The sequence below is a fragment of the Aquaspirillum sp. LM1 genome (assembly GCF_002002905.1).
Taxonomy (GTDB): Bacteria; Pseudomonadota; Gammaproteobacteria; order Burkholderiales; family Aquaspirillaceae; genus Rivihabitans.
This window is the reverse complement of sequence record NZ_CP019509.1, coordinates 3,138,675-3,161,014: the sequence shown is the minus strand read 5'-3', so window position 1 is coordinate 3,161,014 and position 22,340 is coordinate 3,138,675. Positions and strand designations below refer to the sequence as shown.

19 protein-coding genes are annotated in these 22,340 nt (G+C 63.4%); 7 read left to right on the top strand and 12 right to left on the bottom strand.

What is annotated here, in order from left to right:
• Positions 1-377: 377 nt before the first annotated feature.
• The 4 genes from BXU06_RS13710 to BXU06_RS13695 all read right to left on the bottom strand — a co-directional run bounded on the left by BXU06_RS13710 (position 378) and on the right by BXU06_RS13695 (position 5,807).
• Positions 378-1,532 carry a glycerate kinase gene (locus BXU06_RS13710; RefSeq protein WP_077300771.1) on the bottom strand — a complete coding sequence of 385 codons (1,155 nt, stop codon included), beginning with the start codon at positions 1,530-1,532 and terminating at the stop codon, positions 378-380.
• Positions 1,532-3,577 (bottom strand): prolyl oligopeptidase family protein, encoded by a 2,046-nt coding sequence (locus BXU06_RS13705; RefSeq protein ID WP_253189469.1) that lies wholly within the window; start codon positions 3,575-3,577, stop codon positions 1,532-1,534. Before BXU06_RS13705 ends, BXU06_RS13710 begins: the two co-directional genes overlap by 1 nt.
• Before the next feature lie 218 nt (positions 3,578-3,795).
• A complete protein-coding gene (locus BXU06_RS13700) occupies positions 3,796-4,857 on the bottom strand; it encodes a type II asparaginase (protein ID WP_077300768.1) in 1,062 nt (353 codons plus the stop codon).
• Between the two features lie 266 nt (positions 4,858-5,123).
• On the bottom strand, positions 5,124-5,807 hold the full coding sequence (locus tag BXU06_RS13695; protein WP_077300765.1) for a methyltransferase: 684 nt from the start codon (positions 5,805-5,807) through the stop codon (positions 5,124-5,126).
• Between the two features lie 378 nt (positions 5,808-6,185).
• On the opposite strand from BXU06_RS13695, the gene BXU06_RS13690 reads away from it, so the two are divergent.
• Positions 6,186-6,626 carry a hypothetical protein gene (locus BXU06_RS13690; protein ID WP_077300762.1) on the top strand — a complete coding sequence of 147 codons (441 nt, stop codon included), beginning with the start codon at positions 6,186-6,188 and terminating at the stop codon, positions 6,624-6,626.
• 180 nt (positions 6,627-6,806) lie between these two features.
• Here the strand turns inward: BXU06_RS13690 and BXU06_RS13685 are convergent, their stop codons facing one another.
• The 5 genes from BXU06_RS13685 to BXU06_RS13665 all read right to left on the bottom strand — a co-directional run bounded on the left by BXU06_RS13685 (position 6,807) and on the right by BXU06_RS13665 (position 11,683).
• Entirely contained in the window at positions 6,807-7,196 is a 390-nt protein-coding gene (locus BXU06_RS13685; RefSeq protein WP_077300759.1) for a diacylglycerol kinase, read from the bottom strand.
• Positions 7,197-7,218: 22 nt separating this feature from the next.
• Positions 7,219-8,265: an FAD:protein FMN transferase gene (locus tag BXU06_RS13680; RefSeq protein ID WP_253189468.1), complete on the bottom strand. Its 1,047-nt coding sequence runs from the start codon at positions 8,263-8,265 to the stop codon at positions 7,219-7,221.
• Positions 8,266-8,276: 11 nt separating this feature from the next.
• Complete coding sequence (gene gshB / locus BXU06_RS13675) at positions 8,277-9,221, bottom strand: glutathione synthase (RefSeq protein WP_077300753.1); 945 nt, start codon at positions 9,219-9,221, stop codon at positions 8,277-8,279.
• Between the two features lie 17 nt (positions 9,222-9,238).
• Complete coding sequence (gene gshA / locus BXU06_RS13670) at positions 9,239-10,522, bottom strand: glutamate--cysteine ligase (protein WP_077300750.1); 1,284 nt, start codon at positions 10,520-10,522, stop codon at positions 9,239-9,241.
• A gap of 222 nt (positions 10,523-10,744) precedes the next feature.
• The gene (locus tag BXU06_RS13665; RefSeq protein WP_077300747.1) at positions 10,745-11,683 is read right to left on the bottom strand and encodes a carbohydrate kinase family protein; all 939 of its coding nucleotides are present in this window, start codon (positions 11,681-11,683) and stop codon (positions 10,745-10,747) included.
• Between the two features lie 87 nt (positions 11,684-11,770).
• Between BXU06_RS13665 and BXU06_RS13660 the strand changes: the two genes are divergently transcribed.
• The 3 genes from BXU06_RS13660 (at position 11,771) to BXU06_RS13650 (ending at position 15,126) form a co-directional block, all read left to right on the top strand.
• Positions 11,771-12,271, top strand: a complete 501-nt coding sequence (locus tag BXU06_RS13660; protein ID WP_150125213.1) for a TlpA disulfide reductase family protein — start codon at positions 11,771-11,773, stop codon at positions 12,269-12,271.
• A 293-nt stretch (positions 12,272-12,564) separates the two neighbouring features.
• Positions 12,565-13,320: a TlyA family RNA methyltransferase gene (locus BXU06_RS13655; RefSeq protein ID WP_077300742.1), complete on the top strand. Its 756-nt coding sequence runs from the start codon at positions 12,565-12,567 to the stop codon at positions 13,318-13,320.
• A 183-nt stretch (positions 13,321-13,503) separates the two neighbouring features.
• Positions 13,504-15,126 carry a methyl-accepting chemotaxis protein gene (locus BXU06_RS13650; protein WP_077300739.1) on the top strand — a complete coding sequence of 541 codons (1,623 nt, stop codon included), beginning with the start codon at positions 13,504-13,506 and terminating at the stop codon, positions 15,124-15,126.
• 123 nt (positions 15,127-15,249) lie between these two features.
• Here BXU06_RS13650 and BXU06_RS13645 read toward each other — a convergent pair whose 3' ends face one another.
• Both BXU06_RS13645 and BXU06_RS13640 read right to left on the bottom strand, forming a co-directional pair.
• Complete coding sequence (locus tag BXU06_RS13645; protein ID WP_077300736.1) at positions 15,250-15,555, bottom strand: SelT/SelW/SelH family protein; 306 nt, start codon at positions 15,553-15,555, stop codon at positions 15,250-15,252.
• A gap of 57 nt (positions 15,556-15,612) precedes the next feature.
• A complete protein-coding gene (locus BXU06_RS13640) occupies positions 15,613-17,292 on the bottom strand; it encodes a methyl-accepting chemotaxis protein (protein WP_171982222.1) in 1,680 nt (559 codons plus the stop codon).
• A 222-nt stretch (positions 17,293-17,514) separates the two neighbouring features.
• Between BXU06_RS13640 and BXU06_RS13635 the strand changes: the two genes are divergently transcribed.
• The 3 genes from BXU06_RS13635 to BXU06_RS13625 all read left to right on the top strand — a co-directional run bounded on the left by BXU06_RS13635 (position 17,515) and on the right by BXU06_RS13625 (position 20,564).
• A complete protein-coding gene (locus BXU06_RS13635) occupies positions 17,515-18,255 on the top strand; it encodes a pseudouridine synthase (RefSeq protein ID WP_077300730.1) in 741 nt (246 codons plus the stop codon).
• 81 nt (positions 18,256-18,336) lie between these two features.
• A complete protein-coding gene (locus BXU06_RS13630; protein ID WP_077300727.1) occupies positions 18,337-18,789 on the top strand; it encodes a universal stress protein in 453 nt (150 codons plus the stop codon).
• Positions 18,790-18,971: 182 nt separating this feature from the next.
• Complete coding sequence (locus BXU06_RS13625) at positions 18,972-20,564, top strand: methyl-accepting chemotaxis protein (RefSeq protein WP_077300724.1); 1,593 nt, start codon at positions 18,972-18,974, stop codon at positions 20,562-20,564.
• A gap of 66 nt (positions 20,565-20,630) precedes the next feature.
• Here BXU06_RS13625 and BXU06_RS13620 read toward each other — a convergent pair whose 3' ends face one another.
• Positions 20,631-22,247 (bottom strand): methyl-accepting chemotaxis protein, encoded by a 1,617-nt coding sequence (locus tag BXU06_RS13620; RefSeq protein ID WP_077300721.1) that lies wholly within the window; start codon positions 22,245-22,247, stop codon positions 20,631-20,633.
• Between the last annotated feature and the right edge of the window lie 93 nt (positions 22,248-22,340).

The window sequence follows — 22,340 nt, the reverse complement described above, 5'->3', positions numbered from 1 at the left end:
AACCGATCATTGGCACAGATACCCAAGGTCAGCGCGCTCGCCTGCACACGGGTATTTCAACGGGACGACGACTCGACCGCTTTCGGCATGAGTTTCACCCACGTGTCGTTCCCGCGCAGGCGGGAACCCAGACCGCACCACAGCGTGCGCCGTGGGAAGCTTTAGCATGGCGGAGCGGTGGTGAGCGCACGCACCCGCTGCACGCTGTGGAGGCCCCTGGATTCCCGCCTGCGCGGGAATGACGGGGTAGGGTGCGGCGGGTGGTTCGCTGTGGCCAGGTCAGGATTTGTTTTAACAGAAATTAAACCGAGATACCCGGCATAAACTGGCTCGCATGAACCCTTGTGTTTCAATGTGACTGACTACGAGCCAACCGCTCAATCCAACCGCCCGTGTGCCCCACCCGCGCTGGCCCACACCGCTGCCGCCATCCGTGCGGTGCGGCGCAGATTCTCCGCCGCACCGTCCAGCGCCTGCGCCAGGCTGACCGGCCCCGGCACAATCGGCAGGATGGCGCGCACGCCCAGCGGGTAGAGCGCCTGATAGCCATCGCCCAGGCTGCCGGCCAGTACCAGCAGCGGCACGCCGGCGGCCTGGGCGCGGCGAGCGACGCCGCTGATCACCTTGCCGCCCGCCGACTGGCCATCGGCGCGGCCTTCGCCGCTGATCACCCAATCGGCCCCGTGCAGGGCGGCGTTAAAGTCGAGGGCGTCCATCACCCAGTCGATGCCAGGGCGCAGGCGGGCGGCAAACACCGCCAGTGCTGCCGCCCCCATGCCACCCGCCGCGCCCGCGCCAGGCAACTCGGCCACCTGGCGACCTGTGGCCTGGGCCAGTTGCGCGCCCCAGTGCGCCAATGCAGCGTCCAGCAGCGCCACACCTGCCGCGTCGGCACCTTTTTGCGGGGCAAACACCGCACTGGAACCGCGTGGGCCGCACAGCGGGTGATCCACATCGCAGGCCACTTCCACTGTCACCCTGGCCAGGCGCGGGTCGAGGCCATCCAGTTGCAGCCGGGCCAGCTGGCGCAGTGCCGCGCCGCCCGGCGGCAGCGGCTGGCCTTGCGCGTCGAGCAGGCGTGCGCCCAGCGCCTGCAGCATGCCCGCGCCGCCATCCTGGGTGGCGCTGCCGCCCAGGCCAAGCAAAATCCGCGTTACTCCCAGGTCCAGCGCGGCGGCCATCAGCTCGCCCACGCCGTAGGTGCTGGTGCGCAAGGGGTCGCGCTGCGCTGGCGACAACAGCGGCAAGCCAGCGGCTTCGGCCATTTCAATCAGCGCGGTTTTGCCATCGCCCAGCACGGCAAAGCGCGCCAGGGTGGGCTGGCCCAGCGGGCCTTGCACCTGGCGGGTCAACAGCTGGCCGCCAGTGGCGCTGACCAGCGCATCCAGCGTGCCTTCGCCGCCATCGGCCAGCGGCAGACACACGCAGTCGGCATCTGGCCACACCTCGCGCACCCCCTCGGCAATCGCCTGGGCGGCGGCGCTGGCCGGCAGGCTTTCCTTGAAACTATCCGGGCAGATCACGATTTTCATCAGGCGGCATCCATCAGCTGTTGATACAGAAACACCGTGACCCTGGCCACTTCCGCCGCCAACTGGCGCATATCGCCGCCCTGGCCGCTGTGGCCGCCGGCGTCGGACTGGTACAACTGCACCGGCTGACCCAGCGCCAGCAGGCGGGCGGTGAACTTGCGCGCATGGCCGGGGTGCACGCGGTCGTCGCTGCTGGAGGTGGTCACCAGGGTAGCCGGATAACGCACGCCGGCTTGCAGACGCTGGTAGGGCGAATAGGCCGCCAGCGCGGCGTAGTGCTCGGGGTCCGCCGGGTCGCCGTATTCGTCGATCCAGCTTGGGCCGGCGGACAGTTCGGTGTAGCGCAGCATATCGGTCAGCGGCACTTCGCACACCACCGCGCCAAACAGCTCGGGGGCCTGAGTCATCGCCGCCGCCACCAACAGGCCGCCATTGCTGCCGCCCTGAATGCCCAGCCGCGCCGGGCAGGTCAGGCCATCGGCGATCAACTGGCGGGCAATCGCCAGAAAATCATCAAACGCCACTTGCCGACGCTCGGCCAGCGCCGCCTCGTGCCAATCCGGGCCAAATTCGCCACCGCCGCGAATGCAGCTCAGCACAAACACGCCGCCCTGCTCCAGCCACTGCCGCCCCAGCGCGCCCAGGTAAAACGGCGTCATTGGCACGGCAAAACCACCGTAGCCATACAGCAGGGTCGGGCGCTGGCCATCGTGCGGCGCATCGCGGCGGGCCACGACAAAATACGGGATGCGCTCGCCGTCCGGGGCGATGGCGTGGTGCAGTTGTGCGTGCATCTGCTCGGCGGCAAAGCGCGGTGGCTGGCCGCGCAGTGCCTGTGGTGCCAGCGTGGCGTCGTCGGCATCCAGCCAGTACAGCGTGGACGGAGTGAGAAAATCATCGTAACCAAACAGCAGCCCGTTGCTCTGCCACGGCTGGTCCACCATCTCCAGCTGGCCCTGACCGGGCAGAGGCGCGCGCTGCGCCTGCCAGCCGTCGGCAGTGGGGGTGAACACCCACAGCTGGCTGACGCCTTCGTCCAGCACATGCACAAACAAACAGCTGCGCCCGGCCAGCGCGCCATCCACCGACTGGCGCGGGCCGGGGGTGAACAAGGGCAGCGGGTCGATTTCACCGGCGCACAGCGCCTGCCAGTCCAGCGCCAGCAACACACCGGCGTCCAGCTCGCCCCACGCTTGGTTCAGTCGCACAATCAGCTGGCCGGCCACCACGCCGTCGATGTCCACCTTGGGCGGCAAGGGCAGCGCCTGCCGGCTCAGGTCGGGCAGCACGCGCCAGTAGCGGGTGCGGTAAAAGCTCAGCGCTTCTTCGATGATGTCCACCGGCTCGCCGCCGTCCGGGTTGAGCATGCGCCAGGCGCTGACCGCCAGGGCATTGCGCTCGGCCTTCAGCAGGCTGTGCGCCTGGGCAAACGGCTGGCCGCGCTGCCATAGCTTGACTTCGCGTGGGTAACCCGAGGCGGTGGCGTCGGCCTCGCTTAGCACCACGGCGGCGTACAGGCTGTCCGGGTCGCGCCAGGTAACGCTGTGCTTGCCGGGCGGCAGCTGAAAGCCCTCGGCGACAAAGGCGCGCGCGTCCAGGTCGTATTCGCGCAGGCAGGCGGCGTCACCGCCATCAGCGGACAGCGACAGCAAACAGCGCGCCGGGCGTTCGGTGCAATGGTCAATCCCGGCCAGATGCCAGTCCACCCCTTCGGCGGCGGCCAGCGCGTCCAGATCAAACAACACTTCCCAGGCATCGCGGTTGGCGCGGTAGTCGTCGGGGCGAATGCGGCGGTACACCCCGCGTGGATGCGCCGGGCTTTGCAAAAAGTGGTGCCACCAGCCGGCATGCGCCTCGACAAACGGCACGCGCTCGTCGTCGCGCAGATGCTCCAGCACTTCGTCGGCCAGCGCGGCAAAGCGCGGGTCGGCATCCAGCTGGGCGGCGGTGTGCGCCTGTTGCTCGGCGCACCAGGCGCGGGTGGCGGCGGAATCGTCTTCCAGCCAGAGGTAGGGGTCGTGAGTGGGCATGGGGTCGGCAAGCATCAGGAAATCAATAGGGCGGTATTGTACTGCGCGGGGGGGCACACCGTGCCGATGGCAGCGCTGTAGCCCTGTTCCAGCAAAAAAACCCGCCGGGGAGAGCCGGCGGGGCAGGAAAATCGGGCTGGGTTAGCACATCTGTTTCGGCCTGTGGCCGCCCCCCATCTGTGCCCAGACCCGAGAGGGATGCAGGAGGAATACCGGGAGAGTCAGACCATCAATCAATACATCATGAACATGCGTTGCAGTGCCTTGGTGTCGTGGGTTTTGGTCAGGCCCAGCATCAGCAGGATGCGGGCTTTTTGCGGCGACAGGTTGTCGGCAACCACAAAATCCAGTTCGTCATCGTTGGCTTCGCCATTGCGGGCGGTGATACCGGTGCCGGTGCGCGAGCTACGCACCACAATCATGCCCTTCTTGCGGGCTTCGGTCAGCGCGGCCTTCACCGGGGTGGACAGGCTGCCATTGCCGGTGCCGGCGTGGACCATGCCTTCATCGCCAGCGGCAGCAAAAGCGTCCACGGCAATGCGGGTGGCATTGGCGTAGCTGTACACCACATTCACTGCCGGCAGCTTGTTCAGCTTGCTGATGTCAAATTCGCTGTCGGTGGTGTGCTTGCGGGTGGTGGCGCGGTAGAACATCGGCTTGCCCGACACCATATAGCCCAGCGCGCCCAGGTCGGCGCTGCGGAAGGTGTCGGTGGTCATGGTGTTGCTCTTGGTCACTTCGCGGGCGGCGTTGATCTGGTCGTTCAGCGACACCAGCACGCCACGGCCTGCGGCATCCGGGCTGCTGGCCAGCGCCACGGCGTTATACAGATTGATCGGACCATCGGCGCTGATGGCGGTGGACGGGCGCATGGCACCCACCAGCACCACCGGCTTCTTGCTCTTCACGGTCAGGTTGAGGAAGTAAGCGGTTTCTTCCAGGGTGTCGGTGCCGTGGGTGATGACGATGCCGTCCACGTCGCGCTGGGCCAGCAGTTCATTGACGCGCTTGCCCAGTTTCAGCCAGTGGTCGTTGGTCATGTTTTCGCTGGCGATCTGGAACACCTGCTCGCCTTTGACATTGGCCACGTTTTTCAGCTCGGGCACCGCTTCAATCAGGCGTTCCACGCCCACTTTGGCGGCGGTGTAGCCCACGGTGGTGGTCGAGGTGGCACCGGTGCCGGCAATGGTGCCGCCCGTGGCCAGAATCATCACATTCGGCTTGTCGGCAGCCAGGGCGGCGGCGGAGAACAGCACGCCGGTCAGTACAGTCAGACGCAGGGTTTGGATCATCATCAGACAGTTCCTCTGTAGGAAATTTATGTCGCTTGTCGTTGCCATTGCGCGGCCCACTCGGGCCTGCAGCATGCGGGTGGCCTCAGCCAGGATCAGGCTGGGCGGCAGCGGATTAATGCATAAACGATGCCATGTGTTCCGGCGCAAATGGATTTTCATAATAGGCTGATTTTTTGCGGATTTCTGAGCTTCTACCTCAGAGACAAAACGGAAAACCGAACAGCGCGGCGTTCGCCCATTCGGCTAGCCGAACGCCAGCGGCTGGCTTAGCCCGGCAGCGGGTCGGACGTACTGGCGTCGCCACGCAAAAAATACAGAAACCGCCCGCGATACGCCTGACCGCCAGGCAGCTGACAGTCGGCGCGGCGGGCGTGATGGCGGTAGCCGCGCGCGGACATGGCCTGGCAAAAACGGCTGCGCTGGCCCCGGTCGGGGTCAACAATCATCACTTCCACACTGGCCGACGAATGGCAATCGATAAACCCGGCCAGTTGCTCCGGCTGGTCGCGTTCGTACAGCACATCACTGCCGATAATCAGCTCAAACTGCCCCAATGCCGGGTTGCTGCCCGCCCAGTGGCCAGTTTGATACACCATTGGCCCCAGTTGGTTCAGTTTCAGGTTTTCCCGCATGAACTGCGCCGCCAGTGGGTGGCAGTCGCTGGCGGTGACATCGGCGTCACGCTGGTGCAGCACCAGGCTGGCCAGCGCCAGGCCAGCGCCAATTTCCAGCACGCGCCGCCCCTCCAGCGGCTGGGTGTGCATGGCCGCCGCCAGCACTTGCGCCGACGGCCAGACCAGGCCAAACAGCGGCCAGGTGGCCGAGGAGATGCCCAGTCGTTCGGCTTCGCCATCGGGGTCGGAAAATTGTTGTAAATCCAGCAGGGAGCGAATCTGATACTCCGCGCCGCCAATCGTCAGGGTTTCCACCTTGACTTGATAACCAGGCATGAAGGGCTTTCTGTTAACGCCGCGCCGCCTGTCGTGTCCTGCCCGGCCAGCAGCGGGGCAAAAGCTTGATTTGACAAGAAGAAGGGGAAGGATGGGTGCAGCGGAAGACGGCAGCGACAGCAGCCGACAGGCGTCATGACGCCATCGCGCTGGCCTGGCCGAAGTGGGGTCATGCCGGGTGAGGCGGGCAGCTTACCACGCTTGTGCTACCGGCAGCGGATCGGGCCGGTTTTTTGCTTACCCTTCATTCAGGAAGTAACCCCCCGCGTGCGCACGGCTGACAGTTTTTGTCCGCTCAGCTGCGCGCAAAATGAACTAGGCTGAAAAGATGTTGCCGCTACCAGACCCTGGGCAAAGGCACCGTCAAGGAGGTGAATCATGAACCGCATGCAATGGGATAGCCGGTTTTTTCTGACCGGTGCCGGGGTAATGGCTGTGCTGTTTTTGCTGGATGGCGACTGGCTGCTGCTGCCGGTGTGCCTGCTGGCCCTGATGTGGGGCGCGCGGCTGGCCGACAGCGAGCGGGTGGCGCGGCTGGTGGCGGGCGAAGGCGATGAAGATGCATTAAGCATGCTATTCGAGCCGGTTCGCAGCCATTCGCTGCTGCCACTCGACCATTTTCGCTGTCGCGAGCTGATGTTTTACCGTTCCGGCTGGCCGGTATACCGGTTTTTGTGTTCCAGCCGCTGCTGGTTTGAGTTTGTTGGCGAAAGCGAGCAGGTGGCCACGCTGACCGAGCAGCATATTCTGGTGTTTCCCGGTGTGGTGTATCTGCGCCGGGATGATCTGGCGCAGAACGAACTGCCGAGCCGACGCTGAACCCCGCCATGTCCCGATCAGCCACGCCTGAATAGTCAAACGTGGCTGATTGTGTCCTGAGTCACTGCCCAGAAAAACACAGGGGGAACCCCTGGTTTTGTGAAAAATAGCTTGCAGGTGATTGATTTTACTGGGTTTGGCTTGTTGAAAAAGTGCTGTCCTGCATCAATCCGCGCATTGCTAAGCCCAGTGCCCATATAAAATCCCCCCCCACACCACCGCCAGGTTGACCAGCCCGAGCAATTGCGCGGCGCTGCCCATGTCCTTGGCGCGCTTGGCCAGGGGATGGCGGTCCAGCGAGGTATGGTCCACTGCGGCTTCGATGGCAGAATTCAGCAGTTCGATAATCAGCGTGGCCAGCGGCGCGGCCATCATCAGCGCACGCTCCACCGGAGTGACCGGCAGCCAGAGCGCCAGCGGCAGCAATAGCGCGGCCAGCAGGCTGAGCTGGCGGAAGGCGGCTTCGTGGCGGAAGGCGGCGCGCAGGCCGTCCAGCGAGTAGCCCAGCGCATTGATCAGCCGGCGCAGGCCGGTTTTGCCCTTGAATGGGCTTTCAGTCGGTGGGGTCACACTGTCATCTCAAAAAAAGCGGTCAGGAGGGAAACCCACTCAGGGTGTCCACCTTGGCCGGACGTTGCAGCCATTGCACGCGCTGATGCATGCGCGGGCTCAGCCAGGCGTGGCCGTCGGTTTCCACCAGCATGACATCGCGGATGTCAAAGCGGGCAGCCAGCCGGGCGGTGTCGGTGCGCGAGGCAAAAAACAGCGGCTTGCTGGCCACATCGGAGCGCAGGCCGGCATCCAGGCCGTTTTCCACCAGCACGGTGGCGGCCTGACGCTGGCAGGCGGCGCTACCGGTGCGCGGGTCAATCAAATGGCAGTAACGCACGCCATTGAGCTCGAAATAGCGCTGATAATCGCCCGAAGTGCCCAGCGCCTCACCATCGCGCAGCACAATCACCGCCATGGCCTGGTTGTCCCTGGGGGCCTGCAGGCCCACTTTCCACGGTTCATCGCCCTTGCTGCCCAGCGCCAGGATATTACCGCCGATATTGATTAAGGCAGACTTAATGCCCGCTTCGCGCAGGCGCTCGGCCACCCGGTCCAGCGCCCAGCCTTTGGCCATGCCGCCCAGATCGAACGAGACATTGCGGTTACGACTGCGCACCTGTCCCCCATCTAGCTGCACATCGCTCATTTGTGGGGCGCTGGCAATCAGCCGGCGCAGGGCCGCCGGATCCGGCGTAATCGGAGCAAAGCTGTCGGCATGAAAACCCCATAATGCCACCAGCTGGCCGATGGCCGGGTTGAACAGCCCCTCGGCGGCAGAGGACATCTGCTGAGCCTGGCGCAGCAGGGCAAACACTTCCGGGTCGGTGCGTGTCCATTGATCTTGAGCCAGCGCCCGGTTGATCCGGGTCAGCTCGCTGTCGTCACGCCAGGCATGCAGACGCACATGCCAGCGGTCCAGATCCGCCAGCGCGGCGCTGACCACCGGGCGGGCCACGGACTCCGGCACATCAGCCGTGGTGATCTGCACCCGGGTGCCAAACACATAGCTTTCCTGCTGCCATAATGTGGGGCCTTGCTCGCAGCCGCTCAGCAACAGGCTGCCCAGCAAGGCCAGTGCCGCCATCATTCCCGATATCTTCAAGCAACACATTGGCGCTCCAGCGCATCCAGCAGCAGGCCGGCCACATTGCAGCCGGTTTGGTCCATGATTTCCCGAAAGCAGGTCGGGCTGGTGACATTCACTTCGGTCAGCCGCTCGCCAATCACATCCAGCCCCACCAGCAGCAGCCCTTCGGCCTTCAGGCGCGGGCCCAGTGCCTCGGCAATGGCGCGGTCGCGTGCGGTCAGCGGGCGGGCTTCGCCACGGCCCCCTGCCGCCAGGTTGCCACGGGTTTCGCCTGGCTGCGGAATGCGCGCCAGGCAGTACGGCACCGGCTCGCCGTCAATCAGCAGCACACGCTTGTCGCCATCGACAATTTCCGGCAGGTAGCGCTGGGCCATGATGGTGCGCTGGCCGCGCTCGGTCATGGTTTCCAGAATCACCGACAGATTGGGGTCGTGCGGGCTGACGCGGAAAATCCCGTCGCCGCCCATGCTGTCCAGCGGCTTGAGGATGGTGTCGCCCTGCTCGGCGACAAAGGCGCGCAAGATGGCTGGCTGCTGGCTGACCAGCGTGGGCGCGGTCCATTCAGGAAACTTCAGGATGGCCAGTTTTTCGTTGTAGTCGCGCAGGGCCTGGCCACGGTTGAACACGCGCGCGCCCTGGCTTTCGGCCAGCGACAGCAAGTGGGTGGCGTACAGGTATTGCGCGTCAAACGGCGGGTCCTTGCGCATCAGCACGGCGTCGAATTCGTTCAAGGCGCAGTCGCTGGGTGCGCCACGGACAAACCAGGCGTCGGCCTGGCCGGTCAGCGTGATCGGGCTGACCTGGGCGCGGACCTGGCCGGCGGCCACGTAGAGGTCGTCGGCTTGCAGCGCGTACAGCGCGTGGCCGCGCCGGCTGGCCTCTTCCATCATGGCAAAGGTTGAGTCTTTGTAGATTTTGAACGACGCCAGCGGGTCGGCAATAAAGGCAATTCGCATAGCAGGGCTCCAGCGCGTCAGTCGCGCAAGGGGTCAGTGGCATCCAGTTCAACCGCACCCGCCAGCAGCGCCAGCCGCGACACCACGCCATAGGCGTAAAAGCGGTTGGGCGGGCAGTCTGGCTCACCTTTGCGGTCGGGCAGGCAGGCAGTTTCAAACGACAGCGGCACAAAGTGCATACCAGGTGCATTAAGGTTTTCGTCCACGCCACGCCCGGTGTGTACCCGGTAAAAACCGCCCACCACGTAGCGGTCAATCATGTACACCACCGGTTCGGCCACCGCTTCATTGACCTGCTCGAAGGTGTACACCCCTTCCTGCACGATCACCTCGCTGACTTCCTGGCCTTCCTTGATTACCGCCATCTTGTTGCGCTGCTTGCGGTTCAGCCCGATCACCTCGCGGGCGTCCTTGACGCTCATGATGCCCATACCATAAGTGCCTGCGTCCGCTTTGACAATCACAAACGGTTTGGCGTCAATCTTGTGTTCACGATATTTCTCGCCAATCCGGGTCAGCAGGCTATCCACCACGTCGGCCAGTTGTTCTTCGCCCTGGCGCTCGTGGAAGTCCAGCCCCTTGCACGAGCGGAACAGCGGGTTGATAAACCACGGATCAATCCCGATCAGCTGGGCAAAATCGTCGGCCACCTGGTCATAGGCGGCAAAGTGGTTGCTCTTGCGGCGCACGGCCCAGCCGCCATGCAGCGGCGGCAGCACTGCTTGGTCCAGGTGTTTCAGCAGATCGGGCAGGCCGGCGGACAGGTCGTTGTTCAGCAGCACCACGCAGGGGTTGAAATCATCACCCAGGCTGACCCGGTGGCCGTGGCGGACAATCGGCTCCACCGTCAGGGTTTCACCATCGCCCAGTTCCAGCACGGTGGGGGCAGTGATATCAGGCGACAGGCTGCCCAGGCGCACTTTCAGCCCGGCCAGCTCCAGAATCTGCTTGAGCGCGGCCACATTGCGCAGATAAAACGTGTTGCGGGTGTGGTTTTCCGGCACCAGCAGCACGCTGCGTGCCTCGGGGCAGATTTTTTCCAGCGCGCTTTGCGTGGCCTGCACCGCCAGCGGCAGAAAATCCGTGCTCAGATTATTAAAGCCGCCGGGAAACAGGTTCATGTCCACCGGCGCCAGCTTGAAGCCGCTGTTGCGCAAATCCACCGAGCCGTAAAACGGCGGGGTGTACTGTGTCCACTGGCTGCGAAACCAGTGCTCGATCTGCGGCTGGGCCGACAGGATACGGGTTTCCAGATCTTTAAGCGGGCCGGTCAGGGCGGTGGTCAGGCAAGGAACGGGCATGATGTGCCTTTCTCGGTGGCGGCAAAAAAACAGTTGGCCGGACGCCCATACAGGCGGCCCGGCCCAGCCGTTCTAGCACACAAAGTTTGCGATTTTTCCGGCAGCGCACGGGATCGCCGGCCTGACTGCAGGAAACATCTTGGCTAGATGGCGGAGTCCGGCGGGTTTTTCAAGCAGCAGACAGAAAATCCACTGCCCGGTGTTGATCACCCGCCATGGCGATTACAGCGGGCATGCCACGCCAAACGCGGCGACATAGCGCTGCCGGATGGCGTCTGGGGCCAGCGGGTGGTTCTGCCCACCCCGGCTGGCAATCTTGATGGCACCCAGCACACTGGCCAGCCGGCCACAATCCAGCCAGCACCAGCCCTGCGCCAGGCCATACAACAGCCCGGCACGGTAGGCATCACCACAGCCCGTGGGATCGACAATGGCATCGGCCTGCGCCACCGGCACGTGCCAATGCTGGCCGTCGGCGTACAGATCCGACCCCTGGCCGCCCCGGGTAATCACCAGCCCGGCCACCTGGCTGGCCAGTTCGGCCACGCTCAGACCGGTGCGCTGGCAGAGAAGTTCGGATTCGTAGTCATTCAGTGCCAGCCAGCGTGCCTGCGCAATCAGCGCCAGCAGGGCATCTTGCTCGAACAGCGGCAGCTCCTGGCCGGGGTCGAACATGAACGGCACGCCCAATGCGCTCAGTTCTGCCGCCAGCTGGCAGGTGGTCGCCGGGCCGCCAGGCGCGAGGATGGCCAGTTGAAGCGGGCCGGCGTCTGCCGGGTGCGCAGCGGGGGGATTGTCCATGGCCCCCGGATGGAAGGCGGTAATCTGGTTATCCGCCTGGTCGGAGGTGATGAAACATTGCGCGGTATACTGGCCCGGAACTGTGCGCACCAGCCCGGTGTCCACCCCCAGGGCGTCCAGATGGGCCTGGTACGGGGCGAAGTCTTCGCCCACGCTGGCCAGAATGCGTAGCGGGGTACCCAGCGCCTGCAGGGTGTAGGCAATATTGCCGGCGCAGCCGCCAAACTCGCGGCGCAGGCGTGGCACCTTGAAACACACCGACAGTTTGTGCAGCTGGTCGGGCAGCAGATGGTCGCTGAACGCGCCCTCAAAGTGCAGCAGGGTGTCGTAGGCCAGTGAGCCGCAAACAAGAACGGACATGGGTTTTCCTTATATATAGCGTCGCGCGGCCACCGCCAGCCAGGCAGGTCATGCGCAATGCCGGGATTTTGACTGGAAGGAGCAGGAATGTCATACACAATCAATCGCCGCAGCCTGTTGGCGCTGGGCAGCGCCATGCTGCTGACGCTGGCGGGTGCCGCCCAGGCCGCCTCGGCGCTGGACGGGGTGAGCTACCCGGATATGAGCGGCAAACCCCGGGCGCTGAGCAAGGCCTGGAGCGGCAAGGTGGTGGTGATGAATTTTTGGGCCACCTGGTGCGCGCCATGCCGCGAAGAAATGCCTCTGCTCAACCAGTACGCCGACCGCTATGGTGCCGCGCCGCTGGCGGTGGTGGGTGTCGCCATTGACGACAAGGTGGCGGTGCGCAATTTTGTTCAGCAGTTCAATATCCGCTACCCGGTGCTGCTGGCCGACAGTGGTGCGCTGAACCTGATGCGCGCAGCGGGCAATCAGCTGGGCGGCCTGCCGTTTACCTTGATTCTGGACAAAAACGGCAATATTGTTGCCCGCTTGAGCGGAAAAGTCAGCGAAGCCCAGCTGGATGCTGCCGTGCGTGCGCATTTGTAACCTGAGCGTGGCAGGATTGCCACACCACAGCCCGCCCGGTGTGGCCTGGCTGTGGCAGTGGCGCAAACCCAGGCCCATTTGGCCCGGTTTTACCTTGCGTAAATCTACGTAGCATGCTCCAATAACGGCGTTTTCGCCTTCCCCCCACGCAGTCAGGCTGCGTGTCTTGTCCGGCCTTCTGGCCCCAGTGGCCATGGCTTTGTGGCTGATTGGCCATGCGCAGGCCTTGCTTCTGGGCACAAGGCTGCCGGGTCTGGCGTGGTTTGAAACAATTCTCATTTGGTAAGGTTTTTATGGCGCGGGTGGATCTCCTGCTGGTCAGCCGTGGGCTGGCGGCGTCCCGAACGGTAGCGCAACACCTGATCGATGCCGGGCGGGTGTATCAGGGCGAGCCGCGCCAGCGTGTCAGCAAGCCCAGCGCCCGGCTGGATGACGACACCCCCTTGTACGTGGAAGCGCATGCCGACGATCGCTTTGTCTCACGTGGCGGGCTCAAGCTGGCGGGTGCGCTGGCAGAAAGCGGGCTGGCCGTAGAGGGGCTTTGCGCGCTGGACGTGGGGATTTCCACTGGCGGCTTTACCGATTGCCTGCTGCAGGCCGGCGTGGCCCGGGTGGTGGGAATCGACGTGGGCCATGGCCAGTTGCATCCGCGTTTGCAGGCCGACCCGAGAGTCACCCTGTTTGAAGGCGTGAATGCGCGAGCACCGGATGAGGCCGCGCTGCGGGCGGCCAATCAGGGCGAAGCATTTTCCCTGATTGTGGGCGATGTGTCGTTTATTTCCCTGACGCTGACGCTGCCGCCGCTGGTGCCGTTGTTGCAGCCGGGGGGGCATCTGCTGCACCTGGTCAAACCCCAGTTTGAAGTGGGCCGGGCGGGCATTGGCCGGGGTGGCCTGGTCAAGAATCCTGCCTTGTATGCCGATGTGGAAAAACGCATGCGTGCGCTCGTTTCCGAATTGGGCTTGCACTGTACAGGATGGATGCATAGTCCGATTGCCGGTGGTGATGGTAACCGCGAGTTCTTTATCCTGGCGCGCAAGCATCTGTAAATTCACTGGATTTTTTCTGTGGCGCACAGGGCTTAAGCCGCTTTTGTTGCAACGCAACATGTGCTATGGTGATGTTACAATCCCCACAAAAATGAAAAAAGTAGACCTGCCAGCACAGGAACTACGTATATATACCTACGATTTCACGCCTATTTCTTTGAGACTTTACCGGAGATTCTCACCATGGGACGCATGACTCTATCTGCCAGGCTAATGCTTGGTATTGGCATGATGGTGCTTTCATTGCTGGTTACCGCCGCGTTGGGCGTTTACGGGCTGACACAAAGCCAGAGCACCATGAAACAAATGGTGGATAAAGACTGGGAGCGTGCCCGCGCCGCCGCCGACATCATCTACATTGCCAACCAGTTCAACAACGGCATGTTCCTGATGTTTGACAATCCGGCGCTGCTGCCCGAGGTCAAGGCCAAGTTTCCGGGACAGCGTGGCCGTATCACCAAGAATTTTGAAAAACTGGCCACCCTGATGACCGAGCCTGCCGAAAAGGAATTTCTGGCTGACCTGGTGGCCAAGCGCAAGGCCTATACCGATGTGTACTTCAAAGCCTTCAAACTGTTTGAAGAAGGCAAGTTTGAAGAAGGCCACACCATTTTCAAGACCGAAGCACCCGGCCCGCTGGTGGCGTACATGAAAAAACTGGAAGACCTGGTCGACCAGCAAAACCAGCATTTTGACGCCAATGCCTCCACCGCTGAAACCGCTGCCAACACCCTGCGCGTGCTGCTGTTCAGCGTGACCCTGGGCTCGTGCGTGGTGGCGTGCTTTACCGGTTTCTGGATTGTGCGCAGCGTGACCGTGCCACTGGGTGGCGAGCCGCACACCGCCAGCGAAGTGATGCGCAAGATTGCCAAGGGCGACCTGTCGGCGCATGTGCCAGTCAAACCCGGCGACCGTAACAGCCTGCTGGCCGACCTGGCGCAAATGCGCGACGGCCTGCGTGAAGTGATTGGCAATATCCAGCAAAACTCGCTGGAAGTGGCCGCTGCCGCCCAGCAGGTGTCAGTCGCCTCGTCGCAAGTGGCGTCGCGCTCGATGGAACAGGCCGAATCGGCCTCGTCGATGGCGCTGGCGGTGGAAACCCTGTCCACGGGCATTTCTGGCGTCAGCGAAAACGCCACCACCACCAAGCAGATTGCCCGCGACGCCAGTACCCGCTCGCACGCTGGCCGCGAAGCCATCAGCAGCACCGCCGATGAAATGCAGTCGATTGCCTCGCTGGTGCAGGAAGCGTCGTCCGGCATTCATGCCATGGCCGAGAAATCACAGCAGATTTCCGGCATTGTGGCGGTGATTCGTGAAATTGCCGACCAGACCAATCTGCTGGCGCTCAACGCCGCCATTGAAGCTGCCCGAGCCGGTGAGCAAGGGCGCGGCTTTGCCGTGGTGGCCGATGAAGTGCGCAAGCTGGCCGAACGTACCGCCGTGGCCACCAGCGAAATTGCCGGCATGATCCAGCAAGTGCAGGACAGCGCTTCCGGCGCGGTCAGCGGCATGGCCAGTGCGGCCAGCCAGGTGGGACGCGGGGTGGAGCAGGCCAATGGTGCCAGCCAGGCCATGGGTGAAATCTACAACGGCCTGGCCGCCGCCACCGATTCGGTGGGCAGCATTGCCGAAGTGCTCAACCAGCAGCGCGACGCCACCAATGTGCTGTCGGGCAATGTTGAGCTGATTGCGCGCATGGCCGAAGAAAACAGCGCCGCTACCCGCGAAAGCGCCAGCTCGGCCCAGCGCCTGGAAGAACTGGCCAGCTCGCTGCGCGACACCGCCAGCCGCTTTGTGGTGTAACGCTCACGCCAGCCAGCTGTTGCCGCCTTGGGCGACAAAAACCAACCCCCCAACACCGCAGCGGGATCTGCCGGGTTGGGGGTTTTCATATGAGCGGTGCCGGCAATGGGCGAGCGGGCCGAATCAGGCCGGTGGATGCCCTGGCCGGTCGCTGTGCCCAAGCGAACGCGCCGGGTCGATCTGGTCGCGCACCTTTTGTTTCAGCAGCTTGATGTCGGGAAAACCGTCTTCGGTTTTGCGGTCCCACAGCAGCACACCATCCAGATGCACGCTGAACAGCCCGCCGGTGGCGGGAATCAACGCCACCTCGCCCAGGTCGCCGTCAAAGGTGGTGAGCAATTCCTGCGCCATCCAGGCAGCACGCAGCAGCCAGCGGCACTGGGTGCAATAGCGGATTTCCACGCGGGGATGGGGGGCGGGCAGGGTCATGGCGGCTCACGGCAGGTTAACAGACGCTGGCCATTATACCCGCCTGACCCCCCGGCTTCAGATACGCACGCTGGCTGGGCGCAAGCTGGCCGGTGCGCTGCCGCGTTCGGTACGCCCGGTCTGGAAGGTGCCGGCATGGCTGGCCAGCTGGCTGGCTTCACCGGCCAGCACCCCGGCGGATTGGTCAAGCTGCTCCACCACTTGCTGCAACACCGCCAGGCTGCTCTGAATCTGGCTCATGCCCTGGGCGGTGTCGTCCATGGCGGCGGCCTGCTGGCGGGTGGTACCGGCCACTTCATCGGCCACCTGATGAATGTCGCGCATATGGCAGGTGATGGTTTCCTGCGCCTGACGCGCCTGGTCCAGCGCGCTCATGCCGTCTTCCACCTGCCCGGACAGCGCCGACATCGACTGGGCAGCATGGTCGGTGGACACCCGGATGGTCTGGATGATCTGGGTGATATCGCCGGTGCTGCTGGTGGTGCGCTCGGCCAGCTTGCGGACCTCGTCGGCCACCACGGCAAAGCCCCGGCCTTGCTCGCCAGCGCGGGCGGCTTCAATCGCGGCATTCAGCGCCAGCAGGTTGGTCTGATCGGCAATGTCGCTGATGACCCTGGCCACTTCGCCAATCCGCCCCACCGCCTGATTCAGCTCGGTCATCATCCCCGCCAGATTGCGGGTGGCGCTGACCAGCTCGCTGCCGGAATCGCGCGAGGCCAGCATGGCGGCTTCGGCGCTGTGGTTGGCCTGGTTGGCCTGGGCCACCACCTGGGCATGGCCGGCAATGGCGTGGGCCATGGCGGCAATGCCGGCGCGCATCTGCTCGGTGGCAGCGGTCAGCCCGGCCATGGTCTGGCCGATGTCGCGGCCACGGGCATTGGCGGTTTGTGACTGGCTGGACACCGCCCCAGAGGCCTGGCGCAGGGTGTCGGCGGCATGCTGGATCAGGCGGATGGTGTCAGCCTGCTTGTCGAGCATATGGTCGATGGCATGGGCAATGTCGGCCACTTCATCCTTGCCCTGGCTGTGCAGGCGCTGATCCAGACGATTGCCCAGCCCGGCCAGAAACTGGCGGATGCCATCCAGCGAGCGGGTGATGCTGCGGCCAATCAGGATATCCAGACAAATCAGGCTGGCCATGCACGCCAGCAGCGCCAGCAGCAGGCTTTGCCCGGTATGTTCGGCCACTTCACGGGCGGCGTCCTGCTCCACCTGGCTGGTGCGCTCCAGTGTGGTGCTGAATGCGCCCATGCTTTTTTCCAGCGCGTCAAAGCGCTGCGAGAATGCGACAAACGCTGCCTTGGCGTCGCCCTTGCGCGCCAGAATGTCCAGGGTGTGCTCGGCTTCGCGCACATAGGCGTCCAGGTCGGGGCGCAGGGCATCCAGCTCCTTGCGCTCCTGCGCGCTCATCGGCAGGCTGGCGGTGCTGGCCACCCGCTCGCGCAGGGTTTTGCTGTGTTCGCTTAGCGACTGACGCACTTCCTGCAGGGCAGCGGGGGTGGCGTCTGGCTGGTTGGCCTGGTAGTACATTTCCAGCACATCGCCACGTATGGCGTCGTGCATCATGTCGGCTTCGCCCTGATTGCGGATCTTGCCCTGGCCAAGGGTGGCCTGTTCCAGTGCATGGGTGAGCTGCCGGGTTTGCCAGTAATTGATGCCGCCCAGCGCCACCAGCGCCAGCGATGCCATGACAGCCAGAATGGCCAGGCGCACACGGATACTCAGTCGATTCAGCATGGCAAGTGCTCCGGAAGGGAAGGACAAATAAAATAATCGTTTGATTTTTTTGGTGTTTTGCATACACGCTTTGCATGGTATGTCATGGTGAAGCACCTTGCCAGTGTGATTGTGCGGGCCAGCAGAAATTTTTCACCCCGTGCGGTGGCCAGGGCGGTGCTGCGCCCATCGGTATGCTGGCCCGGCTGCGTTACAATGGCGTTTTGCCTGAAAGACCCGTGTATGTCCGAGCCCACTGTGTTGCGTTTGTCCAAACTGATGGCTGATCGTGGCCTGTGTTCCCGCCGCGAGGCCGACAGCTATATTGAACGAGGCTGGGTCAAGGTGGATGGCGAGCTGGCCGTGCTGGGCATGAAGGTGACGCCTGACGCCCGCATCGAGCTGTCGCGTCAGGCCAGCGGTGCACAGGATGACCGGGTGACGATTCTGCTGCACAAGCCCATGGGGTATGTGTCTGGCCAGGCCGAAAAAGGCTATGCACCGGCGGTCACGCTGGTGGTGCCGGAACGGCGCTGGGCCGGCGATCACGCGCCACAGCGCTTTCAGCGTGAACACCTGCGCGGGCTGGCACCCGCCGGGCGGCTGGACATCGACTCCACCGGCCTCTTGGTGCTGACCCAGGATGGCCGGGTGGCCAAAACCCTGATCGGCGAGCATTCCGATGTCGAAAAAGAATATCTGGTGCGGGTCAGCGGCAGCTTGTCGGCACAAGACCTGGCCCGGTTGAACCATGGCCTGGTGCTGGATGGCCAGCGCCTGCGCCCGGCCAAGGTCTGGTGGCAGAACGAAGACCAGCTGCGTTTTATCTTGCGCGAAGGCAAAAAGCGCCAGATTCGCCGCATGTGCGACCTGGTGGGCCTGCGCGTGGTGGGCCTCAAGCGCATCCGCATTGGCAAGGTGATGCTGGGAGACCTGCCACCGGGGCAATGGCGCTATCTGGCCCCGGATGAAACGTTTGCCTGAGGCACTCCGTTGTGCTGCCTGCCCCTTTTGCCGTGATTTTGCGGACGCCGGCCCTGGCCCGTCCGCACAGGAGTTGTTCTTATGTATCAACGCATTCTGGTGGCCATCGATAACAGCCACAGCACCCCGCGTGCGCTGGACGAAGCCCTGAAACTGGCCGGCATTCACCAGGCCGAGCTGCATCTGGTGACCGTGATCAACCTGCTGGAAGTGGCAGTGGACGAGCCACGCAGCCACGACACCAGCCGGCTGACCACCCAGGCCGATGCCCAGGGTGAGGCCATTCTGGCCCCGGCGCTGGCGCAAGCGGCCAGCCACACCGGGCCGGTACATCCGGCAGTGCGCCATTGCTGGGAAGGCGGCAAGGACATTGCCCACGCCTTGCTGGTGCATGCCAAAGAAATTGATGCCGACCTGATTGTGATGGGCACCCATGGCCGCCATGGCCTGCGCCATGCGCTACTGGGCAGCGTGGCAGAGTATGTGATGCGGGAAAGCTACCTGCCGGTGCTGGTGGTGCGTTCAGCACACTGATCTTCATCTGTCTGGTGCCATGGCCACACCCCGCCTTGCTGGCCGGTGTGGCTTTTTACCGTAGAAATACCCATCTTCATCATGTGGCTAAGACAGTTCACGTACACTATCACTTTTCCTTAATTTTACGGTGCCAGGCTGTTGGCGCACGTGATGGCTTCGCTCACCAACGGAACTTCTTCATGACCTTTCGCCTTCGCATCATGCTGATGGTGGCCGGCGCGCTGGTGCTGGCCTTTATTGGCTTGGGCTACGCCTCGTTTGCCCTGCTGGCCACCCAGCACAACACCAGCCAGTTTGTTGACCGCGACCTGAAAACCCTGCAGGCGCTGGACGATATGTACGCCCAGGGGCTGCAGTCTGGCCAGGCCTTGCGCAATGTGATTCTTGACCACGGCAACCCGCAGGGCCACAGCAATCTGGACGCCGCGCTGGCCGCGTTTGACCAGGCGCTGGACAGCGCCCGCCGCACCAGCCCGGAACAGGACAAGCTGTGGCAAAGCCTGGCCCAGCAACAGCAGCAGCGCCGACTGGCGCTGGACCAGGTGCGCAAGCTGGCCGGACAGGACAGCGCCGCTGCCATCCAGCTGCTCAACAGCAGCGAAACCCCGGCCTGGCGGGCCTTGCGCAAGCAGCTGCTGGCGGCGCTGGGCGAGCAACGCAAGCTGGCCGAACAGGTGAAAACCCGCACCCTGGCCGACGCCGACCACGCCGTCAAAGTGGTGCTGGCACTGGGTGCCGTCAGCCTGCTGGTGGCCATGGTGCTGATTCAGCGCCTGCTGGCCAGCCTGTCGCGCGAGCTGGGTGGCGAGCCGCGTGCTGCCCGGCAAATGATGCGCCGGGTAGCCGATGGCGATCTGACCGTGCATATCCAAGCACCTGCCGGCAGCCTGCTGGCCACGCTCAATGATATGGTGCAGGCGCTGCGCGCGCTGCTGGAAGCCATCGACAAACAGGCGGTGGAACTGGCGCTGGACGGTGACGAAACCAGCCGCGCCTCGGCCAGCATGGCCGACGCCGCCCAGCAGGAAGCCCATGCCGCCAGCGCGCTGACCGACAGCGTCAACGCCTTTATCGACAGCGCCGGCCAGATTGCCCGCACCGCCCAGGCCAGCCGCGACGACGCCGACCAGGCGCTGCGCCTGTCGCAGCAGGGCGTTCAGCTGGTGCAAAGCGCCGCCGCCCGCATGGTGGGCATTTCCACCACGGTGAGCGACGCCTCGGCCAAAATTCGCGTGCTTGACGCCCGCGCCGACAAGATTGCCGCCATGACCTCGGCCATCAAGGACATTGCCGACCAGACCAACCTGCTGGCGCTGAACGCCGCGATTGAAGCCGCCCGCGCTGGCGAGCAAGGACGGGGGTTTGCCGTGGTGGCCGATGAAGTGCGCAAGCTGGCCGAACGCACCGCCGGGGCCACGGTGGAAATCGAAAGCCTGATCAGCGCCATTCAGCACGACACCGACGCTGCTGTGTCGGCCATGGATGCCGCCCTGCCAGAAGTGAGCGACGGCGAAACCCTGGCCAACCAGGCTGCCGACGCCCTGCAAGCCATCCGCGACGGTGCCGCGCGCACCGTGCAGCGGGTGGAAGACATTGCCGCCGCCACTCAGGCGCAAACCAGCACCAGCCACGCCATTGCCGGCCAGGTGCAGCGAGTGGCTGGCATGGTGGAAGAAACCAGTGAAACCATCCGCCAGTCCGCCATCAACGCCGCGCACCTGAATGGCATTGCCGTGGCACTGAAAAACCAGGTGGAGCGTTTCAGGATGTAGCCGCAGGCGGTGTCACCACGACCCGCATGATGCGGCCACCCGCCTTGAAACCATGACCCCCACCCCCTACACCCGATACTGACTGACTTCCTGGAACATCACCGCCGACAGCCGGGCCAGTTGCTGGGCGGTGTTGGTGGTGGATTGCGACGCGGCACTGTTTTCTTCGGCCATCTGCGCAATGGTTTCCACCTGCTGGGCAATGCTGGTGCTGGCGCTGCTTTGTTCGCGGATGGCCTTGCTGATATCGGCCACCATGGAGACCGTCTCACCCGCGCTGTCGCCCATGGCCTGGATGGTCTGGTTGGCCTGTTCGGCATGCGAAACGCCGCTTTCCACCTGGCCTACCACGGTGCGGATGCTGGACACTGCCAGTTGCGCGCCTTGCTGCATGTCGCTGATGGTTTGCGAAATTTCCCGGGTGGACTGGCTGGTGCGTTCGGCCAGCTTGCGCACTTCATCGGCCACCACGGCAAAGCCACGGCCTTGCTCGCCAGCGCGGGCGGCTTCAATCGCCGCGTTCAGCGCCAGCAGATTGGTCTGCTCGGCCACATCCTTGATCACCGCCACCACACTGCTGACCCGCTCGCTATTGTGTTCCAGCTGGCTGATATGGCTGGACGCCTCACGCACGGTCTGGGCAATGTGGTTAATGCTTTTTACCGTGGTTTCAATCCCCTGGGTGCCGGCGCTGGCCAGCGAGCCAGACTGACAGGACAACTGATCGGCTTCGCTGGCACGATCGGCCACATGGTTGATGCTGACCGTCATCTGCTCCATGGTGGCCGCCATGCTGGCGGCGGATTCGCTTTGCATTCTGGAGGCACTGCTCATCTGTGCCGAGGCAGCCGACATTTTTTCTGCTACGCTGGAAACCGACTGTACTTGAGTGGTAATCGAGCGAAAGCTGTTTTGCAGCTTGTCCAGCAAGCGGTTGAATGCGCTACCCACGGTGGAAACTTCATCGTTGCCCAGTTGTTGCAGTCGGTGGGTGAAATCCAGGTTTTTTTCAATGTGGGTAAATGCATCAATCAGTTTATGCAGATGATTTAATGTGTAACGGTAGGTTTGCCAGCCCAGCAGTATCGTGCCCAGACCCGTGACCAGCATCAGCACGATCACTTCGATGATGGCCTGCTGGTAAGCCCGCCTGGCCACTTGCATCTGCTGTTGGGCCAGGCTGTTATTGTAGTCGATGTGGTTTTTCAGGTTTTTGCTCAGCTGCAAGGCCAACTGCATTGCCTGACTGGCACGCATCTGGCTGACGGCTTCCTGCTTGTGGTTCAGCCGGGATTTGGCCAGAAACGGCGCTGTCTCGGCCAGGTACTTGGCCAGCAATGCCTTGCTGTCGTTCAGATACTGCTGATCCTTGGTGTCGGAAACAAAGGCCTGGTAGCCATTCAGTGTCGTTTCCAGCTGCTGCCGGGTGTGTTCCAGCGTGCGATCCTGTTCGGCCAGGCTGGCGGTGTCTTCCATCAGCAGGTGATACAGCACCTGGGTGCGCAAGGACATGAAGGTGTTTTCAGCTTCAGCCAGTTTGATCAGGCTGGGCACCACATTTGTGCCGGTTTCATCCAGCTGTTCATGGATGGTATTCATCTGAAACAGGCCCACCAGCCCAATGGCCAGCAAGCCAGCCGCAGAAAGACAAATCAGCAAAATCATGCGCTTGGCGATATTCATTACAGGACTCACATTGTTTGGCATCACGCCTGATGGCAGGAGGATGCCGGGGTTTATGGCATGCACGTAGAAGAAAATGGATAAATACAATAC